Here is a 20,625-nt window from a genome sequence, read left to right as displayed (position 1 = left end):
CGGCCTGTAACCAAGTAAGTGCGTTGCGCTAATATAGGGTAAGCTCACCTTTTTTAAAACCATCTTAACCCGTGATACTTCAGGCTGCAGATGCGTTGGCGGCGTCAGCGCCGGTCCAGCGCAAACGTGAGTCAGGCGGGTTAATGACGTGTCACGACACGAGAAGAGATATTTAATGACCATTGCTCTGGAATTAAAACAGCTCAAAAAAACCTATCCCGGCGGGGTTCAGGCGCTGCGGGGGATCGACCTGCAGGTCGAAGCGGGGGATTTTTATGCCCTGCTGGGCCCGAACGGGGCCGGAAAATCCACGACCATCGGCATCATCAGCTCGCTGGTGAACAAAACCTCTGGTCAGGTCAATGTCTTTGGCTACGATCTGGAGAAAGACGTCGTCAATGCCAAGCGCCAGCTTGGCCTGGTGCCGCAGGAGTTTAACTTCAACCCGTTCGAAACCGTGCAGCAGATCGTCGTTAACCAGGCGGGCTACTACGGCGTTGAGCGTAAAGAAGCCCTTTCCCGCAGTGAAAAGTATTTAAAACAGCTCGACCTGTGGGAAAAACGCAACGAACGCGCGAGGATGCTCTCCGGCGGGATGAAGCGCCGTCTGATGATCGCCCGCGCGTTGATGCATGAGCCGAAGCTGCTGATCCTCGACGAACCGACCGCCGGCGTCGATATTGAACTGCGTCGCTCGATGTGGGGCTTTCTCAAGGATCTCAACGATCGCGGAACCACCATTATCCTGACCACCCACTATCTCGAAGAGGCCGAAATGCTATGTCGCAACATCGGCATCATCCAGCACGGCGAGCTGGTGGAAAACACCTCGATGAAAGCGCTGCTGTCGAAGCTGAAGTCAGAGACCTTTATTCTTGACCTCGCGCCAAAAAGCCCGGTGCCGAAGCTCGAAGGCTACCAGTACCAGCTGGTCGATACCTCGACGCTGGAAGTGGAGGTTCTGCGTGAGCAGGGAATTAACAGCGTCTTCGCGCAGCTGAGCGCCCAGGGGGTGCAGGTACTGAGTATGCGTAACAAAGCTAACCGTCTGGAAGAGCTGTTTGTCACGCTGGTGCATGAGCGAAAAGGAGAATCAGCATGATGCAGCTTTATTGGGTCGCGCTGAAAAGCATCTGGACCAAAGAGATCCACCGTTTTATGCGCATCTGGGTACAGACGCTGGTGCCGCCGGTGATCACCATGACCCTGTATTTCGTGATCTTTGGCAACCTGATCGGCTCGCGCATTGGTGAGATGCATGGTTTTACCTATATGCAGTTTATCGTCCCAGGCCTGATCATGATGGCGGTGATCACTAATGCTTACGCCAACGTCGCCTCATCCTTCTTCAGCGCCAAGTTTCAGCGCAATATTGAAGAGCTGCTGGTGGCGCCAGTGCCGACGCATGTGATTATCGCCGGCTACGTGGGCGGCGGGGTAGCGCGAGGACTGTGCGTAGGTATCCTGGTGACCGCGGTGTCGCTATTCTTTGTGCCGTTCCAGGTTCACTCCTGGCTGTTTGTCGCCCTGACGCTGCTCCTCACCGCGGTGCTGTTCTCGCTGGCCGGGCTGCTGAACGCAGTGTTTGCCAAGACCTTCGATGACATTAGCCTGATCCCGACCTTTGTGCTGACGCCGCTGACCTATCTCGGCGGGGTGTTCTACTCGCTGACCCTGCTGCCGCCGTTCTGGCAGGGGCTGTCGCATCTGAACCCCATCGTCTACATGATCAGCGGTTTTCGCTTCGGCTTCCTCGGTATCAACGACGTCCCGCTGGCGACCACCTTCGCCGTGCTGGTGGTGTTCATTGTCGCCTTCTATCTGCTGTGCTGGTCGTTAATTCAGCGCGGTCGCGGCCTGCGTAGCTGATACTCATCATGGTTAGCGCTTCCTGAAGTAAATATGCGAAGCGCTAACCGCTTATCTTTGACTCCCATCACCGATACGTCATCTTCACCTTGCTACATTATTCGCTGGCTAAGGAGGGAAGCATGCTCGGATGGGTCATTACCTGTCACGATGAGCTGGCGCAGGAGATGCTGGATCGTCTTGAACAAAAGTTTGGTCCGCTGGCCCAGTGCCGGGCGGTCAATTACTGGCGCAATCTCAGCAGCAATATGTTGAGCCGGATGATGTGCGATGCGCTGCATGCCACCGACTCCGGGGACGGGGTCATTTTTCTCACTGACAAAACCGGTGCGGCGCCTTATCGGGCCGCGGCGCTGATGAGCCACAAACATACCCACTGCGAAGTGATCTCCGGCGTCAGCTATCCACTCCTTGAGCGAATGTATCTCCTGCGAGGCACGTTAAGCAGCGTGGCGTTTCGCCAGGCGATCGTCAGCGCGGGCGGGCCGATGGTGAGCAGCCTGTGGCATCAGCAGCAGAAGAACCCCCCGTTCCGGTTGCGCCATGATGCCTGGGGAAATTAAGCAGCGGGACAGATACCGCTTTTGTTACAATAACCGCCGTTGATGGTATAACGGTTTGATGCGTATGCTTGCCCGATTTTTGACCCTGCTTCTTTTCCTGACCTCACTCAGCGCCTCCGCCAGCCTGCTTAGCCAGCAGGGCAAGGCTGTGCGCTATATGCAAACCACCGAAGACGCGGTCATCTGGGCGCAGGTGGGAAACCATGTGGTCAGCGTCGGCAATGTTCGTGCCGGGCAGATCCTCGCAGTCGTCCCGACGGCGGCTGACTACTATGAGTTTCGTTTCGGCTTTGGCACCGGGTTTATTGATAAAGGGCATCTCGAGCCGGTGCAGGGCAAGCAGCGGGTGGAGGACCGTTTGGGGGATCTTAATAAACCGCTGAGTAACCAAAATTTACTCACCTGGAAAGATACACCGCTCTATGACGCTCCCTCGGTAAGCAGCGCGCCGTTCGGCACGCTGGCCAACAATCTGCGCTATCCGATCCTCAGCAAGCTGAAGGACCGGCTCAATCAGACCTGGTTTCAGATCCGCATTGGCGACCGGCTGGCGTGGGTCAGTAGTCTGGACGCGCAGGAGGATCACGGTATTCCCGTGCTGACCTATCACCATATTCTGCGCGATGAAGAGAACACCCGTTTTCGTCATACGTCGACCACCACCTCGGTTCGCGCCTTCACGAATCAGATGACCTGGCTGCGCGATCAGGGCTATACCACGCTGACCCTGTATCAGCTGGAAGGCTATGTGCGTAATAAAATCAATCTCCCGGCGCGGGCGGTGGCGATCACTTTCGATGATGGCTTGAAATCGGTGAACCGCTACGCCTATCCGGTGCTGAAACAGTACGGTTTCCATGCCACCGCGTTTATTATCTCCTCGCGTATTAAGCGCCATCCGCAGAAGTGGGATCCGAAATCCCTGCAGTTTATGAGCATTTCCGAGCTACGCCAGATCCAGGACGTCTTTGATATTCAGTCGCATACTCACTTCCTGCATCGGGTTGACGCCGGCCGGCGGCCGATTTTATTCAGTCGCAATTACCATAATATTCTGTTTGATTTCGCCCGCTCGCGCCGGGCGCTGAGCCAGTTTAATCCGCACGTTCTCTACCTTTCCTATCCCTTCGGCGGCTATAACGCTACGGCGGTGCAGGCGGCGAATGACGCCGGGTTTCATATGGCGGTAACGACGGTGCGTGGGAAGGTGAAGCCGGGGGACAATCCGTTTCTGTTAAAGCGGTTATATATCTTACGCACGGATTCGCTGGAGACGATGTCGCGGCTGATCAGTAACCAGCCGCAGGGGTAATACCGACGCTGCGCCTGAGCGCAGCGTCGCGGCCATCAGGCGACCTGTACCGGAATAGCTTTTGCCTGGCGCTTCATTTCGTTGTCGCCTTCGAAGTAGGCGATGTTAGGCTGCCAGCTGCGCGCCTCTTCGTCCGACATGGTAACGAAGCTGGCGATGATCAAAATATCGCCGACGCTGGCGCAGTGCGCGGCGGCGCCGTTAACGGAGATGATCCGGGAGCCCCGTTCGGCGGCAATGGCGTAGGTGGAGAAACGGTTGCCGTTGGTGACGTTCCAGAGGTGAATAGTTTCATTCTCCAGAATACCGGCCGCATCCAGGAAGTCCTGGTCAATGGCGCAAGAACCTTCATAGTGCAGGTCCGCCTGCGTGACTTTTACGCGGTGGAGCTTGCCCTGCAGCATATTACGCATCATAACTTCTACCCTTCAACCTTAATGTAGCAGAGCGGACACGGCGCCCGCCCTGAGAAAAGCCCGGGCAGTATTGCCCGATTTTTACCCGCTGTCTACTGAGCGAGCGTGACGATCCGGTTGTCGATCAGGCGGGCCTGCCCCAGCCAGGCGGCCATCAGGATCACCGCGCGCTGGCTGGCATCGGTCAGCTCAAGCAGGGTGTCGGCATCGCGGATCTGAATGTCGTCGGCGCGGAAGCCTTTCTCATTCAGCTCCTGTTCAGCGATAGCGATGATCTCATCGAGCTGGCGATCGCCGGCGGCCAGCTTTTCCGCCACCGCGCTCAGCACCTTATACAAGCCTGGCGCGATTTTGCGCTGATCGGCGGTCAGGTAGCCGTTACGCGAACTCAGCGCCAGGCCATCTTTCGCGCGGACGATCGGCACGCCGATGATCTCAATGTCGTAGCCCATGTCGGCGACCATCTTGCGGATCAGCGCCAACTGCTGGAAGTCTTTCTCGCCGAAGCAGGCGACGTCTGGTTGAACAAGGTTGAACAGCTTACTGACGATGGTCGACACGCCGCGGAAATGGCCCGGGCGGCTGGCGCCTTCGAGCATGGTGGATAATCCCGGAACGTCGACGTAGGTCTGGCCTTCAGTACCCTGGGGGTACACTTCCGCCGGCGTCGGCGCGAAGACAAAGTCGACATGACGTTTGTTCAGCTTTTCGCAATCATCCTGTAAGGTGCGCGGGTAGCGCGCCAGGTCGTCGACGCGGTCAAACTGCATCGGATTGACGAAAATACTGACCACCACCACGTCCGCACTGGCTTTGGCTTCATCAACCAGCTTCATATGACCATCATGCAGGTTGCCCATTGTCGGGACCAACGCGATACGCTTACCTTCCTGACGCAGACGGCGGATATGCTGCCGCAGCAGCAGTACGGATTCAATAATCAGCACAACAAGACTCCTTAATGGAAACTGTGTTCTTCGCCCGGATAGACTCCGGATTCGACTTCGGCAATATACTGCCGCACCGCGGCGCGGATGTCGCCCGCTTCGGCAAGGAAATTCTTGGCAAATTTAGGAATGTGGCCGCCGGTAATGCCGAAAGCGTCATGCATCACGAGGATTTGCCCGTCGGTGACATTGCCCGCGCCGATGCCGATCACTGGAATGGTCAGAGCGTCGGTGATGCGCTTCGCCAGTTCAACCGGCACGCACTCCAGGACCAACAGCTGCGCACCCGCCGCCTCCAGCGCTAACGCGTCTTCAAACAGGGTCTGCGCCGCATCGCCGCGACCCTGCACTTTATACCCACCGAATACGTTCACCGACTGCGGCGTCAGGCCAAGATGGCCGCAAACCGGCACCGCGCGCTCCGCCAGCATCCTCACGGTGTCGGCCAGCCAGGCGCCGCCCTCGAGTTTGACCATATTGGCGCCAGCGCGCATCACGATGGCGGCATTTGCAAAGGTCTGCTCGGGGGTGGCATAGGCCATGAACGGCAGGTCGGCAAGCAGCAGGCTGTTTGGCGCGCCGCGGCGGACGGCGCGGGTGTGATAGGCGATATCTTCCACGGTAACCGGCAGGGTGGAGTCGTGACCCTGCACCGTCATTCCCAGCGAGTCGCCTACCAGCAGCACATTTATGCCTTCATCGGCGAACAGCTTCGCGAAGCTGTGATCGTAGGCGGTAATGGTGGCAAAGCGCTTCTTTTCCTGTTTGCATTTCTGCAGCAGGGCAATGGTAGTCGGTTTCATAACATTTCCTGATGATGAAAGTCATATTAACCGGCATTCTAACAGCAGCATTCAGAGGGGCAATGATTTTGGGCAACCGATTACGACGATTGCCGCAAATGCTAAAAAAGGCGAGGGGATTACCAGCTGGCGGGCTTTGCCGCGCCGAGATTATCCAGTACGTCGCGCAGCGCCGGGCCGTCAGGAAAGTGAAGGTCCGGGGCGATCTCGAACAGCGGCCAGAGCATAAAGCCGCGGTTTTTCATATCGTAGTGCGGAACGGTCAGGCGCTCGCTGTTAATGACAGCATCGCCAAACAGCATGATATCGAGGTCCAGCGTGCGCGGCCCCCAGCGTTCGGCTTTGCGCACTCGCCCCTGCTGCAGTTCGATGCGCTGAGTATGATCGAGCAGCGTCTCGGGGGGCAGGGCGGTTTCCAGCGCAACGGCGGCGTTGAGATAGTCCGGCTGATCCTGCGGGCCCAGCGGCGGCGTGCGGTAGAACGAAGAGACGGCGACCACGCGGCTGTGCGGAATTTCGCCCAGGGCGCGGATAGCCGCCTGTACCTGCTCCAGTGGAGAAGCAAGGTTGCTGCCAAGAGCGATATAGACCAGAGTCATGCGCTACCCTGGCGCGGCGCGCGCTTGCGCGGACGACGGTGACGACGGCGCGGCGCAGGATCGTCCCCGAGGTCGTTGAGCATATCTTTTTGCGCCGGCGGTGCGGCGACCTGGAATTCGCCCCACCATTTGGTCAGGCGCTGCAGTTCGTGGTTGTTCTCGGCGCCGGCGCGTAGCTCCAGCAGGTCATAGGCGGCGCGGAATTTCGGATGCTCCATCAGCTTCCAGGCGCGTTTGCCCTGACGACGGGACATGCGCAGCTGCAGCTGCCAGATATCACGAATAAGGGTGGTGATGCGCTTAGGGATCGCCAGCGTACGGCAGGCTTCGTCCAGCACATCGTTCATCGCCAGGGCGAAGGCGTCGTAGTACGCCAGGCCGCTCTCCTGAGCGATTTTTTGCGCCGTCTCCAGCAGCGGATACCAGAACATCACCGCGAAGAGGAAGGCCGGATTGACGCGCATATCGTTATGAATGCGGGTATCGGTATTCTTCAGCACCTGGCTGATGATCCGCTCCATTGGGCTGTCGCCGCGCTCGGTAAAGTAGCGGGTGATGGTCGGGAACAGCGGCTGGAACAGGCTGTATTCCCGCAGCAGCATGTAGGTCTGGTAGCCATACCCGGCCTGCAGCAGCTTGAGCACTTCTTCGAACAGACGCGCTGGCGGCACATCGTGGAGCAGGGCGGCCAGGCGCGGCAGCGGTTCAGCCGTTTCCGGGCTGATGGTCATATTGAGCTTGGCGGCAAAGCGCACCGCGCGCAGCATGCGCACTGGATCCTCGCGATAGCGGGTTTCCGGGTTGCCGATCAGACGGATCACGCCGTCCTGGAGATCCTTCATGCCGCCGACGTAGTCGCGAACGGTAAAGTCCGCCACGCTGTAATAGAGGCTGTTGATAGTGAAGTCGCGACGCTGGGCATCCTCCTCGATCGAGCCGAAGATGTTGTCGCGCAGCAGCATGCCGTTCTGGCCCCGCTGGGAGGTGACGCGATCGGTGGTATGCCCTTCGTGATGGCCACGGAAGGTGGCGACCTCAATGATTTCCGGCCCGAACATCACATGCGCCAGGCGGAAACGTCGCCCAACCAGACGGCAGTTGCGGAACAGCTTGCGTACCTGATCCGGCGTGGCGTTGGTGGTAACGTCAAAATCTTTTGGCTTTTTGCCAAGCAGCAGGTCGCGGACGCCGCCGCCGACCAGCCAGGATTCGTAGCCCGCCTTGTTGAGGCGGTACATGACCTTGAGGGCGTTTTCACTGATATCTTTGCGGGAAATAGCATGCTGCTCACGCGGGATCACCGTCATAGGCGTTGGTTCGACGGCGGCTTCTGCCTCGCGCTCCTCACGGCTTAGCACCTTACGGCAAAAATTAGCGACTCGGGTAAAAATGGTGCACCTCGTAGTGTCAGACGGACTTCAGATCAACTGTACAGTGTAAAAATAGCGGCTAATCATAGCTCAGCGGGAGCCATTTGAGAATGCTCGATTTTCGCCGGCTGCCAGTTGGCGACGGCCTGGACGAGTAAATCATCGATGCTCAGGGCCTGCCACTCCTCGGGGATCGCCTGATTCAGAAAGCGGAGCGCCCGGACGATTTCGGGGCGCGGATCGCCTTCCGGCAGCGCCGGCGCGTGGTTTTGTTTAGAGAGTTTATTGCCGTCGCCATTGAGAGCCAGCGGCAGATGGAGGTAATCCGGCGCCTGCCAGCCAAAATGCTGATACAGCGAAATCTGCCGCACCGTCGGCTCAATCAGGTCTGCGCCGCGGACAATCTCGGTGATCCCCTGAAAGTGGTCGTCGACCACCACCGCCAGGTTGTAGGCGAACAGCCCGTCGCGACGGTGGATAATAAAATCCTCACGCGCCAGCGGCTCATTGGCGATGAGCGTGCCGCGCAGACGGTCGCTAAACTGCAGCACCGGACGGGTTTGGCGCAGGCGCAGCGCGGCGTTTTCCGCCCCCAGCCCGAGATCGCGGCAGTGGCCGTCGTAGATCCCGCCCACGGCGTGGATCCGCGCGCGGGTGCAAGTGCAGTAATAGCTCAGCCCTTGCTCGCCCAGCCACGTCAGCGCCTCGCGGTAGGCTTCGTGCCGTTGCGACTGCCACAGCACGTCGCCATCCCAGTGCAGACCGTAGTGGTCAAGCTGGCGCAGGATGGTATCGGCGGCACCGGGGACTTCGCGCGGCGGGTCGATATCTTCAATACGAACACGCCAGATGCCCTGGTTCGCGCGGGCTTGCAGGTAGCTGCCGAGCGCGGCGATCAGAGAGCCGAAGTGGAGTTCGCCGGAGGGGGAGGGGGCGAAGCGCCCTATATAGCGTGAGTCAGTCATGGTACGGACAACAGAACCAGGCGGGAGAGACTCCCGCCAGAGAGTGAGGCAGCAGGGGATTAGCCCGCCATCTGTTTTTCGCGAATTTCCGCCAGGGTTTTGCAGTCAATGCACAGATCCGCTGTCGGACGCGCTTCCAGACGGCGAATGCCGATCTCCACGCCGCAGGATTCGCAGTAGCCGAAGTCTTCGTCTTCAACTTTTTTCAGCGTTTTCTCGATCTTTTTGATCAGTTTACGTTCGCGGTCGCGGTTACGCAGTTCCAGGCTGAACTCTTCTTCCTGGGCGGCACGGTCTACCGGGTCCGGGAAGTTAGCTGCTTCATCCTGCATGTGCGATACGGTGCGATCCACTTCATCCCTGAGTTGATTACGCCATGCTTCAAGAATACGCTTGAAGTGCGCCAGCTGGGCTTCGTTCATATACTCTTCGCCCGGTTTCTCTTGGTACGGCTCCACCCCAGCGATGGCGAGAATACTCAGGGACGATGTTTTACGGTTTTGCCCTTCTTGCATGTTGCTTCTCCTTAACACGCACTATCGATCCCCATGTGGGGGAAAATCAGGCCGCTATAAATAGCAGATGCTTTTCCGGATAGCAATTATCTAAACGTTACACTTGACAACCCTGTGAAGAAAAGCGTATTCGCGCTTGCGACCCGAACACTATTTAGCCACTTATTTACCGGGGTTTAACACCACGGCGATCGGCTTATTCAGAGTCATCCTCGTCGTAGAAAGTTCCGCTTTCCAGGCGAGAATTTCCACCCCCTTGTCCTGGGCTTCTGTTAACAGCTGTGCGTATCTGGCATCAATATGATGCGCGGGAGAAAAACGGTCAATTGCCGAATGCAGGACGGCAAATAAAATCACCGCGCGGTCGCCATTTGCCGCGACGGCCATCAGTTCCCGCAGATGCTTCTGACCGCGCGTGGTCACCGCATCGGGAAAATAACCGTATTCTTTCTCCGCCAACGTAACCGATTTCACTTCAATATAGCAGTTTTGTCGGTCATCTGCCTGTAACATAATATCGATACGGCTATTCTCTTCGCCATATTTCACTTCGCTTTTCAGCTGGTTATAGCCTGAAAGTTCAGGAATTATTCCGGCGGAAATCGCCTCTTTCGCCAAAGAATTCGCGCGCAGCGTATTGACGCAAATAACTGCGCCCTGCTGGGTTTCAGTTAATTCCCAGGTGTGGGCATATTTGCGCTTCGCATTGTCCGAGGTGGAATACCAGACGGTGTCGCCCGGGGCGGCGCAGCCGGTCATCGCCCCGGTATTCGGGCAGTGGAGCGTCAGCTCGCGGCCATCGGGGGTGACCACGTCAGCAAGAAATCGTTTGTAACGTTTAAGCAAAATGGCGGGCTGCAACGGCGGATCAAACTGCATCAACTTTCCTTATCAAACGGATAACGTTCCAGCGCCGTGTAGCGCGTGCGCCCGCGGCTAAAGCTGGACTCATAGAGCACGAACTCGTTCACCGGAAACGTCCAGCGAAAGCCGGGGGCCGGGATCGGCACCGCCCGGCGAGCATCGCGCCACAGGGTAATATGCGGGTGAAACGGCTGCGGGCTCTGATAGCAGCCGCTGCGCGCCGCCTGAGCGCGCAACATGCTGGCGAGCTGCAGCAGGCCGCGCGGCGGCTGGCGGGTTCCGAGCCACACCACTCGCGAACGTAGCCACTGTCCGGCATCGTCCAGCGTCAGGGTAAAGCCCGGCTGGCGCAGCCGGCCAGCGAGAGCGGCCAGCGCCCGCTGTTTTTCCGCGCTCACCTCGCCGAGAAACGCCAGCGTCAGATGAAGATTATCCGCCGCGACGGGCCTGCCGGCATCTTCGGGGAAGTGCGTTGCCCGCCACTGGACAATCTGCTTCTGGACGGCAGACGGCAGTTCAAGCGCAAAAAACAGCCTTTTCGGCTCAGACATGATAGAGACTCGGTAATGAATTAGGGGGATGCTACAATGCGAACCCCTGAATGTTAACCCCCGGAGCCTTTTGTGTCCTCATTGCCGGTTGCCGCTGTCCTTCCAGAACTGTTATCCGCCCTGCAGCATGCGCCGCAGGTTTTGCTCAACGCGCCGACCGGCGCCGGGAAGTCGACCTGGCTGCCGCTGCAGATCCTCGCCGAGAGCAACATCGCGGGACGCATTATCCTGCTCGAGCCGAGGCGCCTGGCGGCGCGTAATGTCGCGCAGCGGCTGGCTGAACTGCTTGGCGAAAAGCCGGGGGAGACCGTGGGTTTCCGCATGCGCGCCGAAACCTGCGTCGGACCGCAGACCCGCCTGGAGGTGGTTACGGAGGGGATCCTGACGCGCATGATCCAGCGCGATCCGGAGCTGACGGGCGTGGGGCTGGTGATCCTCGATGAGTTTCACGAGCGCAGCCTGCAGGCGGATCTGGCCCTGGCCCTGCTGCTGGACGTCCAGCAGGGGTTACGTGACGATCTCAAGCTGCTGATCATGTCGGCGACCCTCGATAACGATCGCCTGCAGCGTCTGCTGCCGGAGGCGCCGGTGGTGGTCTCGGAGGGGCGCGCTTATCCGGTGGAGCGTCGCTTCAGCCCGCTCTCCGCGCACCAGCGTTTTGATGAGGCGGTGGCGGTAGCGGCGGCGGAGCTCCTGCGGCATGAACAGGGATCGATGCTGCTGTTTCTGCCCGGCGTCGGCGAGATCCAGCGCGTTCTGGAACAGCTGACGGAGCGCGTGGCGGAGGATGTCATTCTCTGCCCGCTGTATGGCGCGTTGCCCTTAAGCGAACAGCGCAAAGCGATCCTCCCGGCGCCGGCCGGGAAGCGCAAAGTGGTGCTGGCCACCAATATTGCCGAGACCAGTTTGACCATCGAGGGGATCCGCCTGGTGGTCGACAGCGCCCAGGAGCGGGTCGCCCGCTTTGACCCGCGCACCGGCCTGACCCGGCTGGTGACGCAGCGCATCAGCCAGGCATCGATGACGCAGCGTGCCGGACGCGCCGGTCGTCTCTCCCCGGGGATCTGCCTGCATTTGCTCGGCAAAGAACAGGCGGAACGGGCGGCGGCGCAGAGCGAGCCGGAGATCCTGCACAGCGATCTGTCGGCGCTGTTGCTGGAGCTGCTGCAGTGGGGCTGCCACGATCCGTCCGCGCTGGCCTGGCTGGATCAGCCGCCCGCGGTCAATCTGGCCGCCGCGCGTCGCCTGCTGGAGGCGTTGTCGGCGCTGGACGGCGAGCGGCTGTCGGCGTTTGGCCGCAAAATGGCAGCGCTTGGCAACGAGCCGCGGCTGGCGGCGATGCTGGCCGCCGCGCAGACCGATGACGAGGCGGCGACAGCGGCAAAGCTGGCGGCGATCCTCGAGGAGCCGCCGCGCGGCGGACTGGTGGATTTGGGGGCCGTCTTTTCCCGTCAGCAGGCCAACTGGCAGCAGCGATCGCAGCAGCTGATGAAACGCCTGGCCCGCCGCGGCGGCCAGCCCGATGCCGGGCTAATGGCGGGGCTGCTGGCGTCGGCCTTCGCCGATCGCATCGCCCGCCGCCGCGGTCAGGAGGGGCGCTACCAGCTGGCGAACGGCATGGGCGCGATGCTGGACGCCGACGACGCGCTGGGCCGTCATGAATGGCTTATCGCTCCGCTGCTGCTGCAGGGTAGCGCTTCGCCGGATGCCCGCATGCTGTTGGCTCTGCCAGTGGAAATCGGCGAGCTGATCGCCGCCCGCCCTGAACTGGCGAAAAGTTCCGACACGGTGGAGTGGGATGAAGCGCAGGGGACGCTGAAAGCCTGGCGGCGGACGGTGATCGGCCAGTTGGTGATCAAGACCCAGCCGCTGGCGAAGCCCTCTGAGGCAGAGCTGCATCAGGCGATGCTCAACGGTATTCGTGAGAAAGGCCTCGGGGTGCTCAACTGGACGCCAGAGGCTGAGCAGCTGCGCCTGCGGCTGCACTGTGCGGCGCAGTGGCTGCCAGAAGAGGCATGGCCCGCAGTGGATGACGCTTCGCTGCTGGCCTCGCTGGAGACATGGCTGCTGCCGCAGATGAACGGCGTTCATTCCCTGCGGGCGCTGAAGGCGCTGGATCTGCGTCAGGCGCTACAGGACTGGCTGCCATGGCCGCTGCGCCAAAAGCTGGATCGCGAGCTGCCGACGCACTATACCGTGCCGACCGGCAGCCGCCTGGCGATCCGATACCATGCGGAGAACCCGCCAGCGCTGGCGGTGCGTATGCAGGAGATGTTCGGCGAGGCCACGACGCCGGTGATCGCCGAGGGGCGGGTGCCGCTGGTGCTGGAGCTGCTGTCGCCTGCCCAGCGTCCGCTGCAGATCACCCGCGATCTGAGCGCCTTCTGGCAAGGGAGCTACCGCGAGGTGCAGAAAGAGATGAAGGGACGCTATCCGAAGCACGTCTGGCCGGACGATCCGGCCAACGCCGCCCCGACCCGCCGCAGCAAAAAATACTCGTAGCCGCCGCTGCCGGGCGGCATCCTGCCCGGCCAGTCGGTTCGCAAACGCTAGATCATCTGCTGCCAGAGAAAAATACCCCCGCCGGCCAGCGCCAGCCAGGGGCCGAAGGCCAGCGGCTGCTGCAGCGACTGCCGGGTCCACAGGCGTTGCAGTAGGGTCCACACCAGCCCGCTGGCCGAAGCGAGCAACAGCACCTGCGGCAGAACCTGCCAGCCGCACCAGGCGCCCAGCGCCGCCAGCAGCTTAAAATCGCCATAGCCCAGCGCCTCTTTCCCGGTCAGCAGGCGGAACAGCCAGTAGACCGACCACAGCGCCAGATAACCGGCCATCGCCCCGGCGACCGCATCCGGCAGGGCAATGTACACCTCGTTAAGATTGAACAGCAGCCCGGCCCACAGCAGGGGCAGAGTCAGGCGATCGGGCAGCAGCTGGGTCCGGGCGTCAATCCGCGCCAGTATCAGCAGGAACGAGAGCAGCACCAGGCCGCCCGCCAGCGGCAGGCCCGGCGCCAGCAAAGCTCCGGCGAGGATAAACAGCAGGCCGGTGGCCAGCTCGGTCAGCGGATAGCTCCACGCGATGGGCGCCTGACAGCAGCGGGCGCGACGGCCCAGCCAGAGGAAACTGAGCAGCGGGATATTGTCCCGCCAGGCGATCGGCTGGCGGCACTGCGGGCAGGAAGATCCCGGGGTGCTGAGGGTTATCCGCTCGTCGTCCGCGGTCTGGGTCAACATGCGCGGCAGACGATAGATCACCACATTGTAAAAGCTGCCCAGCGCCAGGCCGAACAGCAGCAGAAAGCCATACCAGACAAAGGGAAAGTGCAGCGATAACGCGGCTAGTGTCGTCATTTTTGCTCCTGTGGTAACCATTTTCCCTGCAGCTGCCACGGCGTCGGGCCCGGGGCGTTATTCGCTGTCGGGCGCGTGACCAGCAGCGCCAGCAGCGGCGGCATTCCCTGCCGGGGCTGTAGCGTGCCGCGAAACAGATAGCGGCCATCGGGCGACAGAGTCCCCTGGCCGCTGAGGCTCAGCTGATGAGAGTCCTGACGGAGAGTCAGCGCCACGGCGCCGTCCACCGTACAGCGGAAGGTGCCATTAACCTGGGCCAGCTCCAGGCTGCCGACCGGGGAGTGCAGTCGGGCCTGCCGCCACTGCGCGCCTCCGGCGATGATATGCCGGCAGCGTCCGTCGCTGAACCGCCCTTCGGTCAGGCTGAAGGTGACCTCCCCCGCGGCCTTGACGGGCATAGTCGACATCAACCAGCGGCTGAGCAGGCTGGCGGGGGCGGTGAGCCGCCCCTCCTGTAGGCGCAGATCGCGAAGGCCCCACAGCCGGGCCTGACCCATCACGCCGCGGGGATCGCTGAGAGAGACCTGCCAGCCCGCCAGGGTCAGCGACCACGCCAGTCGTTCAAGCCGTTCCCCATGCCAGTAGACCGGTTGCGCCGCGCCGCGCCAGACGCTGCCGCTAAATTGCCCCACCTGTACGCCGGGCGGCAGCATGGGAGCCAGCAGGCGCGCCGGAGCGGTGGCGGTGAGCCACAACAGATAGAGGACCAGCAGCAGTCCGCCCGCGATCCAGTTAGCCTTCATCGTCGCGCTCCAGCAGCAGATGGTTGACCGTGACCCAGCCGGGTCGCGACGGCTGCCCGGTCACGGACAGCGAGATCGCGTTGACGCCGCGCATCGCCGGAGCGTCCAGCCAGTCGATCAGCGCCTGGAAAGCGCAGGGCTGAAGGGTGATCTGCAGACGTTTTCCCTGCGGCTGCAGGCGGACGACCGTCAGTCCGTGGCTCGCCGCCTCGCGCATCACCAGCGCGGTGAGCGCCTCTTTTGCCGCCGGCGCGGGCTGCTGGCTGAGCTGCTGCAGGCGCGGAGCCTGCTCCGTCATCCAGCGCAGGCTGGCCTGCTCTTTCACCAGGGTTTGCCGCCACTGCGCCTCGCGGGCTCGCCAGGGCTGCCACAGCCCATACCAGAAGGCGCATGCCGCCAGCAGCCCTGTCAGACCAAGCAACAGGCGCTGCTCCGACGGCGTGCGCTGCCGCCACCAGATAAGCAGATTAGCCATCGTTTTCCTCCAGCGTCAGTTGTCCCTCAATGCCATCCGGTTTCGTGATCATGTCGCCCGGCCGGACGCGAAACCGCGGCTGCGCCCGCTGGGTAAACTGCTCCAGCGCCCGGGAAGAGACCGCGGCGATATCCAGCTGCAGACGATTGCTCGCGGCATCCCAGCTCAGCGCTCGCAGACGGATCCCCGGCGTTTCGCTGAGGATGTTTTGCAAGGCGCTTAGGCGGTCGACGAGGGGGGCATGCTGCGCCTGACGGGTGAGGGTTTGCAGGTGCTGCTGCATCTGCAGTCGTGGGTTAATCACCTTTTTCTCCGTCGGAAACCAGCGGTGATAGAAGGCCCGGCTGGCCTGTTGCGCCGCCTCGGCCTGACGCGCCAGATCGCGATGGTCCAGCACGCTGTTTGCCCCTGCCAGTAACGCCAGAGCCAGCGCGGCATACCGCGCCGGACGCCAGCTCGCCTGCGCAGACCGCCGCCGGACGGCGAACTCCCCCTGCAGCAGACTGAGTTTCTGCGCTGCCGGATGGCGTGCGGCAAGGGTCAGCAATGTCTGCGCAGGCTGCTCCCGCCAGACGCCCGGCGCCGCGGGCGGCGGCGAATAGCTGTCGATGACGTGCTCTTCCGCCTCGCTCTGCAGCAGCTCCGTCAGCCAGACGTTTTCCGCCGCCATGCCGCCCCACGGCTGGTGGCGGATCAGCCACTGCTCGTCCACCTGCACCGCGCTCCACGCCGGCGGTTGCCAGGGCAGGGCCAGCACGTCGGGCGTCAACGCCAGGGGCTGTAAGGAGAGCGATTCGCAGCGCGCCAGCCAGTCGCGCATTTTTTGCCGCTGTACGGCGACGATCTCGCACTGGGCCTGCTGGCGGTGGAGCAGAGCAAAATGGGTGGCTTCCACATCGTCTGCCAGCTGCTCTTCCAGCAGAAACGGGGCCACCTGCAGCGGCGGTTTACGCAGGCCCGCCGGTAGGGTGAGCGAGTGAAACGCGCAGTCGCTGGCCGGGATCAGCACCCAGGCCGGGTACTGCTCAGCCAGCGCCGGGAAAGGGCTGGCGTCGTCAGTCGGCCACCGGCCGCTGGCCTCGTGGTGCGGCTCGCCGGGGGCGAAGAGTTGCCAGTGCAGCGGCGCCTGCGCGGCGGCGAGGTGCACGATCAGCATGGCCTGGGGAGAAGCATTAATCTTGTTCATCGACCACCATAGAGAGTCCATATCGCCGCTGGACGACGGTAAACGTGCGCCCCGATTGTTGCAGGACGCTGTGCAGCTGAAAGCGGAGATTGCCAGTCACCACGGTAAAAGCGGCGATAAAGCGTGCGCTGTGCACCGTCAGCCAGGGACGGGCAAGCGTGGTATCGGTTTTCTGCAGCGTCGGCTGCGCGAGAAAGGCGGCGACGCTGCTCCACCCGGTTCGCGGGCGGTTGTGCAGCAGCTGTTGCGCCTCTTGCAGCGTCAGATCGCCGGGAAAGAGGGCCACCAGCAGGGCGGCCTGGGAGGGGCGCAGGGTGTTGACATTGACCTGCAGCGCGTCATCCGGCTGGACGCAGACGAAGGGGAGCAGGCGCTGATAGAGCGCGGCGTCCATCCCGGCCAGCAGGCGCAACTCGCTGACATCCTGCATCGGCTGGTTGGCGGCGAGATAGCCCGGGGTTTGCGCCATATAGACCTCGTCCTCCGCCCCGTTCGGCCGCGGCTGGCCGTCGCTGTCCGTCCAGTCGCCAAGGGCGGCGGCGATCTGGCTGGCGCGCAGCGGCGGCTCGCCGAGCAGCGCCAGCAGCCGAACGAAGACGTCGGTCGGGTAGGGCGTTCCGTCGCCAGCCTCATCCGCGCGATGGTTGATGGCATTGAGGTTGAAGCAGGCGTGCCCGTCGCGGATCGTGGCGCGGATTTCGCCATCGTCGAGGGTAAAGCGGCGTCCCTCCTGCGCCCAGGTTTGCGCCAGATTCGTTTGACTGGGCGAGTCCAGCGCATCGCGTTGCAGCAGCGCGGCGGCCATGTTTTCCGCCGCCAGGGCGTACCATCTGGCCTGCAAATTATCGCGGGTCACGACGGTATGCTGATACATGACCGCGGTGCGCTCGGTCATGGCGCTGGCGAGGATCATCATCAGGGCGAGGATGAACAGCACCATCAGGAGCGCGACGCCGCGTTGCCGATTTATCACTGGCCGCCTCCAGGGGTGAGTAAAAACAGGCGGGTTATCTCCCCGCTGTTCGCCAGCGTCAGGGTGATCTCCAGCCCCTGCGGCAGCCTCTGCGGGCGGTCCCAGGTCTCCTGCCAGCGCCCGTCGGCGTAAAACCGCAGGCGAAACGCGGTTACCTCGCGCAGCAGCACCCGGACCGTCGGCTGGCTGCCGGTCAGCGGATCCTGCTGATCGAAGCTCAGACGCTCAAGCCGCTGCTGGCGCAGACGGTAGCTGACGTTCTGGATCTCCGAGCGCGGGAGGATCCCCAGCGGGTTTGGCCAGCCGCTGCGGCTGAAGGCCAGTCCCCAGTCGTCGCTCTGCAACTGGAAACGTCCGGCGAAGAAAAACGTGTCGCTGTTTCTGGCGCGACGGGGAATGATGTGGGTGACATCGTCGGCGATCTGGCGAAAGGCGCGCTGGAGGGCCGCGATCTGCTGGCTTTTCTCGCGGGTCAGGCCATCGGCGCGGATGACGTTCTGCAGCACCATCACGGCGGCGGCGCTGAGGACGGCGAGGATAGCCAGCGCCAGCAGCGTTTCGATCAGAGTGAAACCGCGCATTTTCGTTATCATGGCGGCGTCACCCAGGTGCGCAGGGTGGCCAGCGGCGCGGGATCGCTTTTTTGCCGCCGGACCTCCACGTCCAGCGCCCGCAGCTGCGGCAGCGCGGTTTCCACTCCCTGCCAGCGGACAAACCAGCGCGTCCCGGCGGCCTCCACGGTGGTTTCAGACCAGCTGAGGGCAGGCCAGCGTTTCTCCAGCCGCAGCTGCACCAGCTGGTTATCCGCCAGCCAGCTGGCGAGGATTTTCTCTTCCATACGCCCGAGCTGGCGCGTCTGCTGCAGGGTGGACTGCATCACCGCCAGGCCGGCGAGGGCGAAAATCACCAGCGCGACCATCACTTCGATAAGCGTCATTCCGGCTTCACGCTTCATGGCTGCTCCCGCGCCGCCAGCGGCTGGCTGTCGCCCTGGGCGTCGACGTTGATGCCCGTCGCGGCGTCAATCCGCAGCTGAAACGGCGTGACTTCACCGCCGGGAAAAATAAGCACGTCGGGCTGCTCGCCCGGCGTCCACGCCTGGCCGTCGGGAAAGCGCAGCGTCAGCCTGGCCCGCGGGAGGGTTTCCGCCGTGGCGACGCGTCCGGCCTGCAGCGGCAGCCACTGCGCGTTGCCCCACCGGTCGTCAGCCGCCGCCGGGGCGCTATCGTCGGCAGGCTGCAGGCGCATAAACTGCCAGCGCTCAGGGTGGATGATAATGCCGAAGAGCTGACCGGTTTGCTGCCCGCGCTCGCGGACAAAATCCAGTTGCGTCTGAAAGCGCGCCAGGATCTGTGTGGCCTCCTGGGTGCGGGCGGAGGGAAACGCCAGCAGCACCATGCTGGCGCTGACGCCGATCAGCAGCAGGACCAGCATCATCTCCAGGAGGGTGAAACCGCGCTGAGACACTATTTCTTCCCGAGGGTCCAGTTGCCGATATCGTCATTGGTGTCGGGCATCCCGTCCGGGCCGACGCTGAAGACGTCGATGGCGCCATGCTGACCCGGGCTTAACAGCTGATACTCATTCCCCCACGGGTCCTGCGGCAGACGGCGGATATAGCCGCCTTCCGGGTAGTTGCGGGCATGCGGCTCGGCGGCCGGAGCGGTCACCAGCGCCTGCAGCCCCTGCTCGGTGTTGGGGTAGCGGCTATTGTCGAGTTTATACATGTCCAGCGCTCCCTCGAGCGCCACCAGATCGCTGACGACTTTCTGGCGGTCCGCTTTCTCCTTGTTGCCCATCAGGTTAGGCACCACCAGGCTGGCGAGAATGCCGAGAATGACGATCACCACCATAATTTCCAGTAACGTGAAACCGCGTTGCCGTTGCATAGTTTTCTCCATTAATACAGTTACATACTCATAAGGGTGTTCAGTTGCAGGATCGGCTGCAGGATGGCCAGCACGATAAACAGCACCATGCCGGCCATGGTGACCACCAGCAGAGGCTCAAACAGGCTGAGGGCCATCTGGATCTGCGCGCTCAGCTCCCGGTCCTGGTTCTCCGCCGCGCGCTCCAGCATGGCGGTCAGTTCTCCGCTCTGTTCGCCGCTGGCGATCATGTAGCGCATCATCGGCGGAAACAGGGCGGTGGATTCCAGCGCCCGATGCAGACTGACGCCTTCGCGTACCGATTCGCTGGCCGCCGCCAGCTGGCTGCGCGCCCAGGCGTTGCTGAGGACGTCGGCGCTGATGCGCATCGACAGCAGCAGCGGCACCGCGCTGGCATTGAGAATGCTTAAGGTGCGGGCGTAGCGCGCGCTGTTGACGCTGCGGGCCACGCGGCCGATGACCGGCAGGCGCAGCAGCGCCCGGTCCCAGGCGAGCCGCCGGGCGGGCTGGCGCAGCAGATAGCGCAGCGCCAGCAGCGCCAGTAACGACAGCAGCGCCAGCCAGGGGCCCGCGCTGCGCACGATGTCGCTCAGGCTCATTAGCAGCCGGGTAGAGAAGGGCAGGGCCTGTTTAAGATGGACAAACTGCTCAACGACTTTCGGGACTACGGTGGAGAGCAGAATGGCGATCACGCTGATAGCGACCAGCGTCAGTACGATGGGGTAGATCATCGCCTGCAGCAGGCGGGCGCGGAGCTGCTGGCGCTGCTCGGTATAGTCAGCAAGCCGGTTCAGTACGCCGTCGAGATGGCCGGAGGTTTCGCCGGCCGCCACCATGGCGCAGAACAGCCCGTCGAAGCAGGCGGGATAGCCGCGCATCGCCTCCGCCAGCGAGTGGCCTTCGAGCACTTTGCTGCGCACCCCGGCCATTAACGTTCTTAGCGACGGCTTTTCGCACTGCTGGGCGACGGCATCGAGCGCCTTTTCCAGCGGGATCCCGGCGGCAACCAGAGTCGCCAGCTGGCGGGTGAGCAGGGCTAAATCACCGGCGCTGGTACGCCGGGTAAGGGATCCGCCGGCCCACAGTCGCCGCGCCGGGTCGGCAGTTGTCACTTCCAGCGCCAGCCAGCCCTTGTCCCGCAGCAGCTGGCGGGCGTGGCGGGCGGAGTCGGCCTGCTGAAGGCCGCGGCGGGTTTTGCCCTGCGCGTCCAGCGCCTGATAGCGAAACAGGGCCAT

General features: G+C 62.3%; 24 protein-coding genes. 5 read left to right on the top strand and 19 right to left on the bottom strand.

Annotation, left to right across the window (positions count from 1 at the left end; genetic code table 11):
- Positions 1–175: 175 nt before the first annotated feature.
- The 4 genes from OHJ17_RS20940 (at position 176) to OHJ17_RS20925 (ending at position 3,744) form a co-directional block, all read left to right on the top strand.
- Entirely contained in the window at positions 176–1,102 is a 927-nt protein-coding gene (locus tag OHJ17_RS20940) for an ABC transporter ATP-binding protein (protein WP_002888823.1), read from the top strand.
- Positions 1,099–1,869: an ABC transporter permease gene (locus tag OHJ17_RS20935; RefSeq protein WP_002888827.1), complete on the top strand. Its 771-nt coding sequence runs from the start codon at positions 1,099–1,101 to the stop codon at positions 1,867–1,869. The genes OHJ17_RS20940 and OHJ17_RS20935 overlap by 4 nt, the downstream gene beginning before the upstream one ends.
- A 122-nt stretch (positions 1,870–1,991) precedes the next feature.
- Positions 1,992–2,432: a PTS sugar transporter subunit IIA gene (locus tag OHJ17_RS20930; RefSeq protein WP_004177394.1), complete on the top strand. Its 441-nt coding sequence runs from the start codon at positions 1,992–1,994 to the stop codon at positions 2,430–2,432.
- 58 nt (positions 2,433–2,490) lie between these two features.
- Entirely contained in the window at positions 2,491–3,744 is a 1,254-nt protein-coding gene (locus OHJ17_RS20925; RefSeq protein ID WP_004145907.1) for a polysaccharide deacetylase family protein, read from the top strand.
- 35 nt (positions 3,745–3,779) lie between these two features.
- Here the strand turns inward: OHJ17_RS20925 and panD are convergent, their stop codons facing one another.
- From panD to thpR, 9 genes are all read right to left on the bottom strand, one after another.
- Positions 3,780–4,160, bottom strand: coding sequence for an aspartate 1-decarboxylase (panD, locus tag OHJ17_RS20920; protein WP_002888834.1), 381 nt, complete (start codon positions 4,158–4,160; stop codon positions 3,780–3,782).
- A gap of 92 nt (positions 4,161–4,252) precedes the next feature.
- Entirely contained in the window at positions 4,253–5,107 is an 855-nt protein-coding gene (gene panC, locus OHJ17_RS20915) for a pantoate--beta-alanine ligase (protein WP_002888835.1), read from the bottom strand.
- Between the two features lie 11 nt (positions 5,108–5,118).
- Complete coding sequence (panB, locus tag OHJ17_RS20910; RefSeq protein ID WP_002888841.1) at positions 5,119–5,910, bottom strand: 3-methyl-2-oxobutanoate hydroxymethyltransferase; 792 nt, start codon at positions 5,908–5,910, stop codon at positions 5,119–5,121.
- A gap of 119 nt (positions 5,911–6,029) precedes the next feature.
- The gene (folK, locus tag OHJ17_RS20905) at positions 6,030–6,509 is read right to left on the bottom strand and encodes a 2-amino-4-hydroxy-6-hydroxymethyldihydropteridine diphosphokinase (protein WP_032433844.1); all 480 of its coding nucleotides are present in this window, start codon (positions 6,507–6,509) and stop codon (positions 6,030–6,032) included.
- Complete coding sequence (pcnB, locus tag OHJ17_RS20900) at positions 6,506–7,900, bottom strand: polynucleotide adenylyltransferase PcnB (protein WP_071526609.1); 1,395 nt, start codon at positions 7,898–7,900, stop codon at positions 6,506–6,508. Before pcnB ends, folK begins: the two co-directional genes overlap by 4 nt.
- Positions 7,901–7,962: 62 nt before the next feature.
- Positions 7,963–8,844 (bottom strand): tRNA glutamyl-Q(34) synthetase GluQRS, encoded by an 882-nt coding sequence (gene gluQRS / locus OHJ17_RS20895; protein WP_004177391.1) that lies wholly within the window; start codon positions 8,842–8,844, stop codon positions 7,963–7,965.
- A 59-nt stretch (positions 8,845–8,903) separates the two neighbouring features.
- Positions 8,904–9,359, bottom strand: coding sequence for an RNA polymerase-binding protein DksA (gene dksA, locus OHJ17_RS20890; RefSeq protein WP_002888845.1), 456 nt, complete (start codon positions 9,357–9,359; stop codon positions 8,904–8,906).
- Between the two features lie 162 nt (positions 9,360–9,521).
- Positions 9,522–10,238, bottom strand: coding sequence for a DNA/RNA nuclease SfsA (gene sfsA / locus OHJ17_RS20885; RefSeq protein WP_002888848.1), 717 nt, complete (start codon positions 10,236–10,238; stop codon positions 9,522–9,524).
- Positions 10,238–10,774 (bottom strand): RNA 2',3'-cyclic phosphodiesterase, encoded by a 537-nt coding sequence (thpR, locus tag OHJ17_RS20880; protein WP_004145901.1) that lies wholly within the window; start codon positions 10,772–10,774, stop codon positions 10,238–10,240. The genes sfsA and thpR overlap by 1 nt, the downstream gene beginning before the upstream one ends.
- 72 nt (positions 10,775–10,846) lie before the next feature.
- On the opposite strand from thpR, the gene hrpB reads away from it, so the two are divergent.
- A complete protein-coding gene (gene hrpB / locus OHJ17_RS20875; protein ID WP_032433845.1) occupies positions 10,847–13,276 on the top strand; it encodes an ATP-dependent helicase HrpB in 2,430 nt (809 codons plus the stop codon).
- Between the two features lie 47 nt (positions 13,277–13,323).
- Here hrpB and OHJ17_RS20870 read toward each other — a convergent pair whose 3' ends face one another.
- The 10 genes from OHJ17_RS20870 to gspF are packed head-to-tail and all read right to left on the bottom strand — an operon-like array spanning position 13,324 to position 20,625.
- Complete coding sequence (locus OHJ17_RS20870) at positions 13,324–14,124, bottom strand: prepilin peptidase (protein ID WP_004191960.1); 801 nt, start codon at positions 14,122–14,124, stop codon at positions 13,324–13,326.
- Positions 14,121–14,867: a type II secretion system protein N gene (locus OHJ17_RS20865; protein ID WP_004145897.1), complete on the bottom strand. Its 747-nt coding sequence runs from the start codon at positions 14,865–14,867 to the stop codon at positions 14,121–14,123. Before OHJ17_RS20865 ends, OHJ17_RS20870 begins: the two co-directional genes overlap by 4 nt.
- Complete coding sequence (locus OHJ17_RS20860) at positions 14,857–15,342, bottom strand: type II secretion system protein M (protein WP_004145896.1); 486 nt, start codon at positions 15,340–15,342, stop codon at positions 14,857–14,859. The genes OHJ17_RS20865 and OHJ17_RS20860 overlap by 11 nt, the downstream gene beginning before the upstream one ends.
- The gene (gene gspL / locus OHJ17_RS20855) at positions 15,335–16,528 is read right to left on the bottom strand and encodes a type II secretion system protein GspL (protein WP_032416685.1); all 1,194 of its coding nucleotides are present in this window, start codon (positions 16,526–16,528) and stop codon (positions 15,335–15,337) included. Before gspL ends, OHJ17_RS20860 begins: the two co-directional genes overlap by 8 nt.
- Positions 16,515–17,501, bottom strand: a complete 987-nt coding sequence (gene gspK / locus OHJ17_RS20850) for a type II secretion system minor pseudopilin GspK (RefSeq protein ID WP_077255453.1) — start codon at positions 17,499–17,501, stop codon at positions 16,515–16,517. The genes gspL and gspK overlap by 14 nt, the downstream gene beginning before the upstream one ends.
- Complete coding sequence (gene gspJ, locus OHJ17_RS20845; RefSeq protein WP_032433846.1) at positions 17,498–18,094, bottom strand: type II secretion system minor pseudopilin GspJ; 597 nt, start codon at positions 18,092–18,094, stop codon at positions 17,498–17,500. The genes gspK and gspJ overlap by 4 nt, the downstream gene beginning before the upstream one ends.
- Complete coding sequence (gene gspI / locus OHJ17_RS20840; RefSeq protein WP_002889025.1) at positions 18,091–18,456, bottom strand: type II secretion system minor pseudopilin GspI; 366 nt, start codon at positions 18,454–18,456, stop codon at positions 18,091–18,093. The genes gspJ and gspI overlap by 4 nt, the downstream gene beginning before the upstream one ends.
- Complete coding sequence (gene gspH, locus OHJ17_RS20835) at positions 18,453–18,968, bottom strand: type II secretion system minor pseudopilin GspH (protein ID WP_032422016.1); 516 nt, start codon at positions 18,966–18,968, stop codon at positions 18,453–18,455. Before gspH ends, gspI begins: the two co-directional genes overlap by 4 nt.
- A complete protein-coding gene (gspG, locus tag OHJ17_RS20830) occupies positions 18,968–19,390 on the bottom strand; it encodes a type II secretion system major pseudopilin GspG (RefSeq protein ID WP_002889054.1) in 423 nt (140 codons plus the stop codon). The genes gspH and gspG overlap by 1 nt, the downstream gene beginning before the upstream one ends.
- 20 nt (positions 19,391–19,410) lie before the next feature.
- Positions 19,411–20,625, bottom strand: a complete 1,215-nt coding sequence (gene gspF, locus OHJ17_RS20825; RefSeq protein WP_004177382.1) for a type II secretion system inner membrane protein GspF — start codon at positions 20,623–20,625, stop codon at positions 19,411–19,413.

It is taken from the genome of Klebsiella sp. KP20-425-1, assembly GCF_025813515.1.
Lineage (GTDB): Bacteria > Pseudomonadota > Gammaproteobacteria > Enterobacterales > Enterobacteriaceae > Klebsiella > Klebsiella pneumoniae.
The sequence above is the reverse complement of the archived record's forward strand: the minus strand, read 5'-3'. Positions and strand labels throughout refer to the sequence as shown.

Bases quoted from the DNA above. Each gene is read 5' to 3' on its own strand.
- OHJ17_RS20940 (WP_002888823.1), top strand. From the start codon at position 176: ATGACCATTGCTCTGGAATTAAAACAGCTCAAAAAAACCTATCCCGGC.
- OHJ17_RS20935 (WP_002888827.1), top strand. From the start codon at position 1,099: ATGATGCAGCTTTATTGGGTCGCGCTGAAAAGCATCTGGACCAAAGAG.
- OHJ17_RS20930 (WP_004177394.1), top strand. From the start codon at position 1,992: ATGCTCGGATGGGTCATTACCTGTCACGATGAGCTGGCGCAGGAGATG.
- OHJ17_RS20925 (WP_004145907.1), top strand. From the start codon at position 2,491: ATGCGTATGCTTGCCCGATTTTTGACCCTGCTTCTTTTCCTGACCTCA.
- panD (WP_002888834.1), bottom strand. From the start codon at position 4,160: ATGATGCGTAATATGCTGCAGGGCAAGCTCCACCGCGTAAAAGTCACG.
- panB (WP_002888841.1), bottom strand. From the start codon at position 5,910: ATGAAACCGACTACCATTGCCCTGCTGCAGAAATGCAAACAGGAAAAG.
- folK (WP_032433844.1), bottom strand. From the start codon at position 6,509: ATGACTCTGGTCTATATCGCTCTTGGCAGCAACCTTGCTTCTCCACTG.
- gluQRS (WP_004177391.1), bottom strand. From the start codon at position 8,844: ATGACTGACTCACGCTATATAGGGCGCTTCGCCCCCTCCCCCTCCGGC.
- dksA (WP_002888845.1), bottom strand. From the start codon at position 9,359: ATGCAAGAAGGGCAAAACCGTAAAACATCGTCCCTGAGTATTCTCGCC.
- sfsA (WP_002888848.1), bottom strand. From the start codon at position 10,238: ATGCAGTTTGATCCGCCGTTGCAGCCCGCCATTTTGCTTAAACGTTAC.
- thpR (WP_004145901.1), bottom strand. From the start codon at position 10,774: ATGTCTGAGCCGAAAAGGCTGTTTTTTGCGCTTGAACTGCCGTCTGCC.
- OHJ17_RS20870 (WP_004191960.1), bottom strand. From the start codon at position 14,124: ATGACGACACTAGCCGCGTTATCGCTGCACTTTCCCTTTGTCTGGTAT.
- OHJ17_RS20865 (WP_004145897.1), bottom strand. From the start codon at position 14,867: ATGAAGGCTAACTGGATCGCGGGCGGACTGCTGCTGGTCCTCTATCTG.
- OHJ17_RS20860 (WP_004145896.1), bottom strand. From the start codon at position 15,342: ATGGCTAATCTGCTTATCTGGTGGCGGCAGCGCACGCCGTCGGAGCAG.
- gspL (WP_032416685.1), bottom strand. From the start codon at position 16,528: ATGAACAAGATTAATGCTTCTCCCCAGGCCATGCTGATCGTGCACCTC.
- gspJ (WP_032433846.1), bottom strand. From the start codon at position 18,094: ATGATAACGAAAATGCGCGGTTTCACTCTGATCGAAACGCTGCTGGCG.
- gspI (WP_002889025.1), bottom strand. From the start codon at position 18,456: ATGAAGCGTGAAGCCGGAATGACGCTTATCGAAGTGATGGTCGCGCTG.
- gspG (WP_002889054.1), bottom strand. From the start codon at position 19,390: ATGCAACGGCAACGCGGTTTCACGTTACTGGAAATTATGGTGGTGATC.
- gspF (WP_004177382.1), bottom strand. From the start codon at position 20,625: ATGGCCCTGTTTCGCTATCAGGCGCTGGACGCGCAGGGCAAAACCCGC.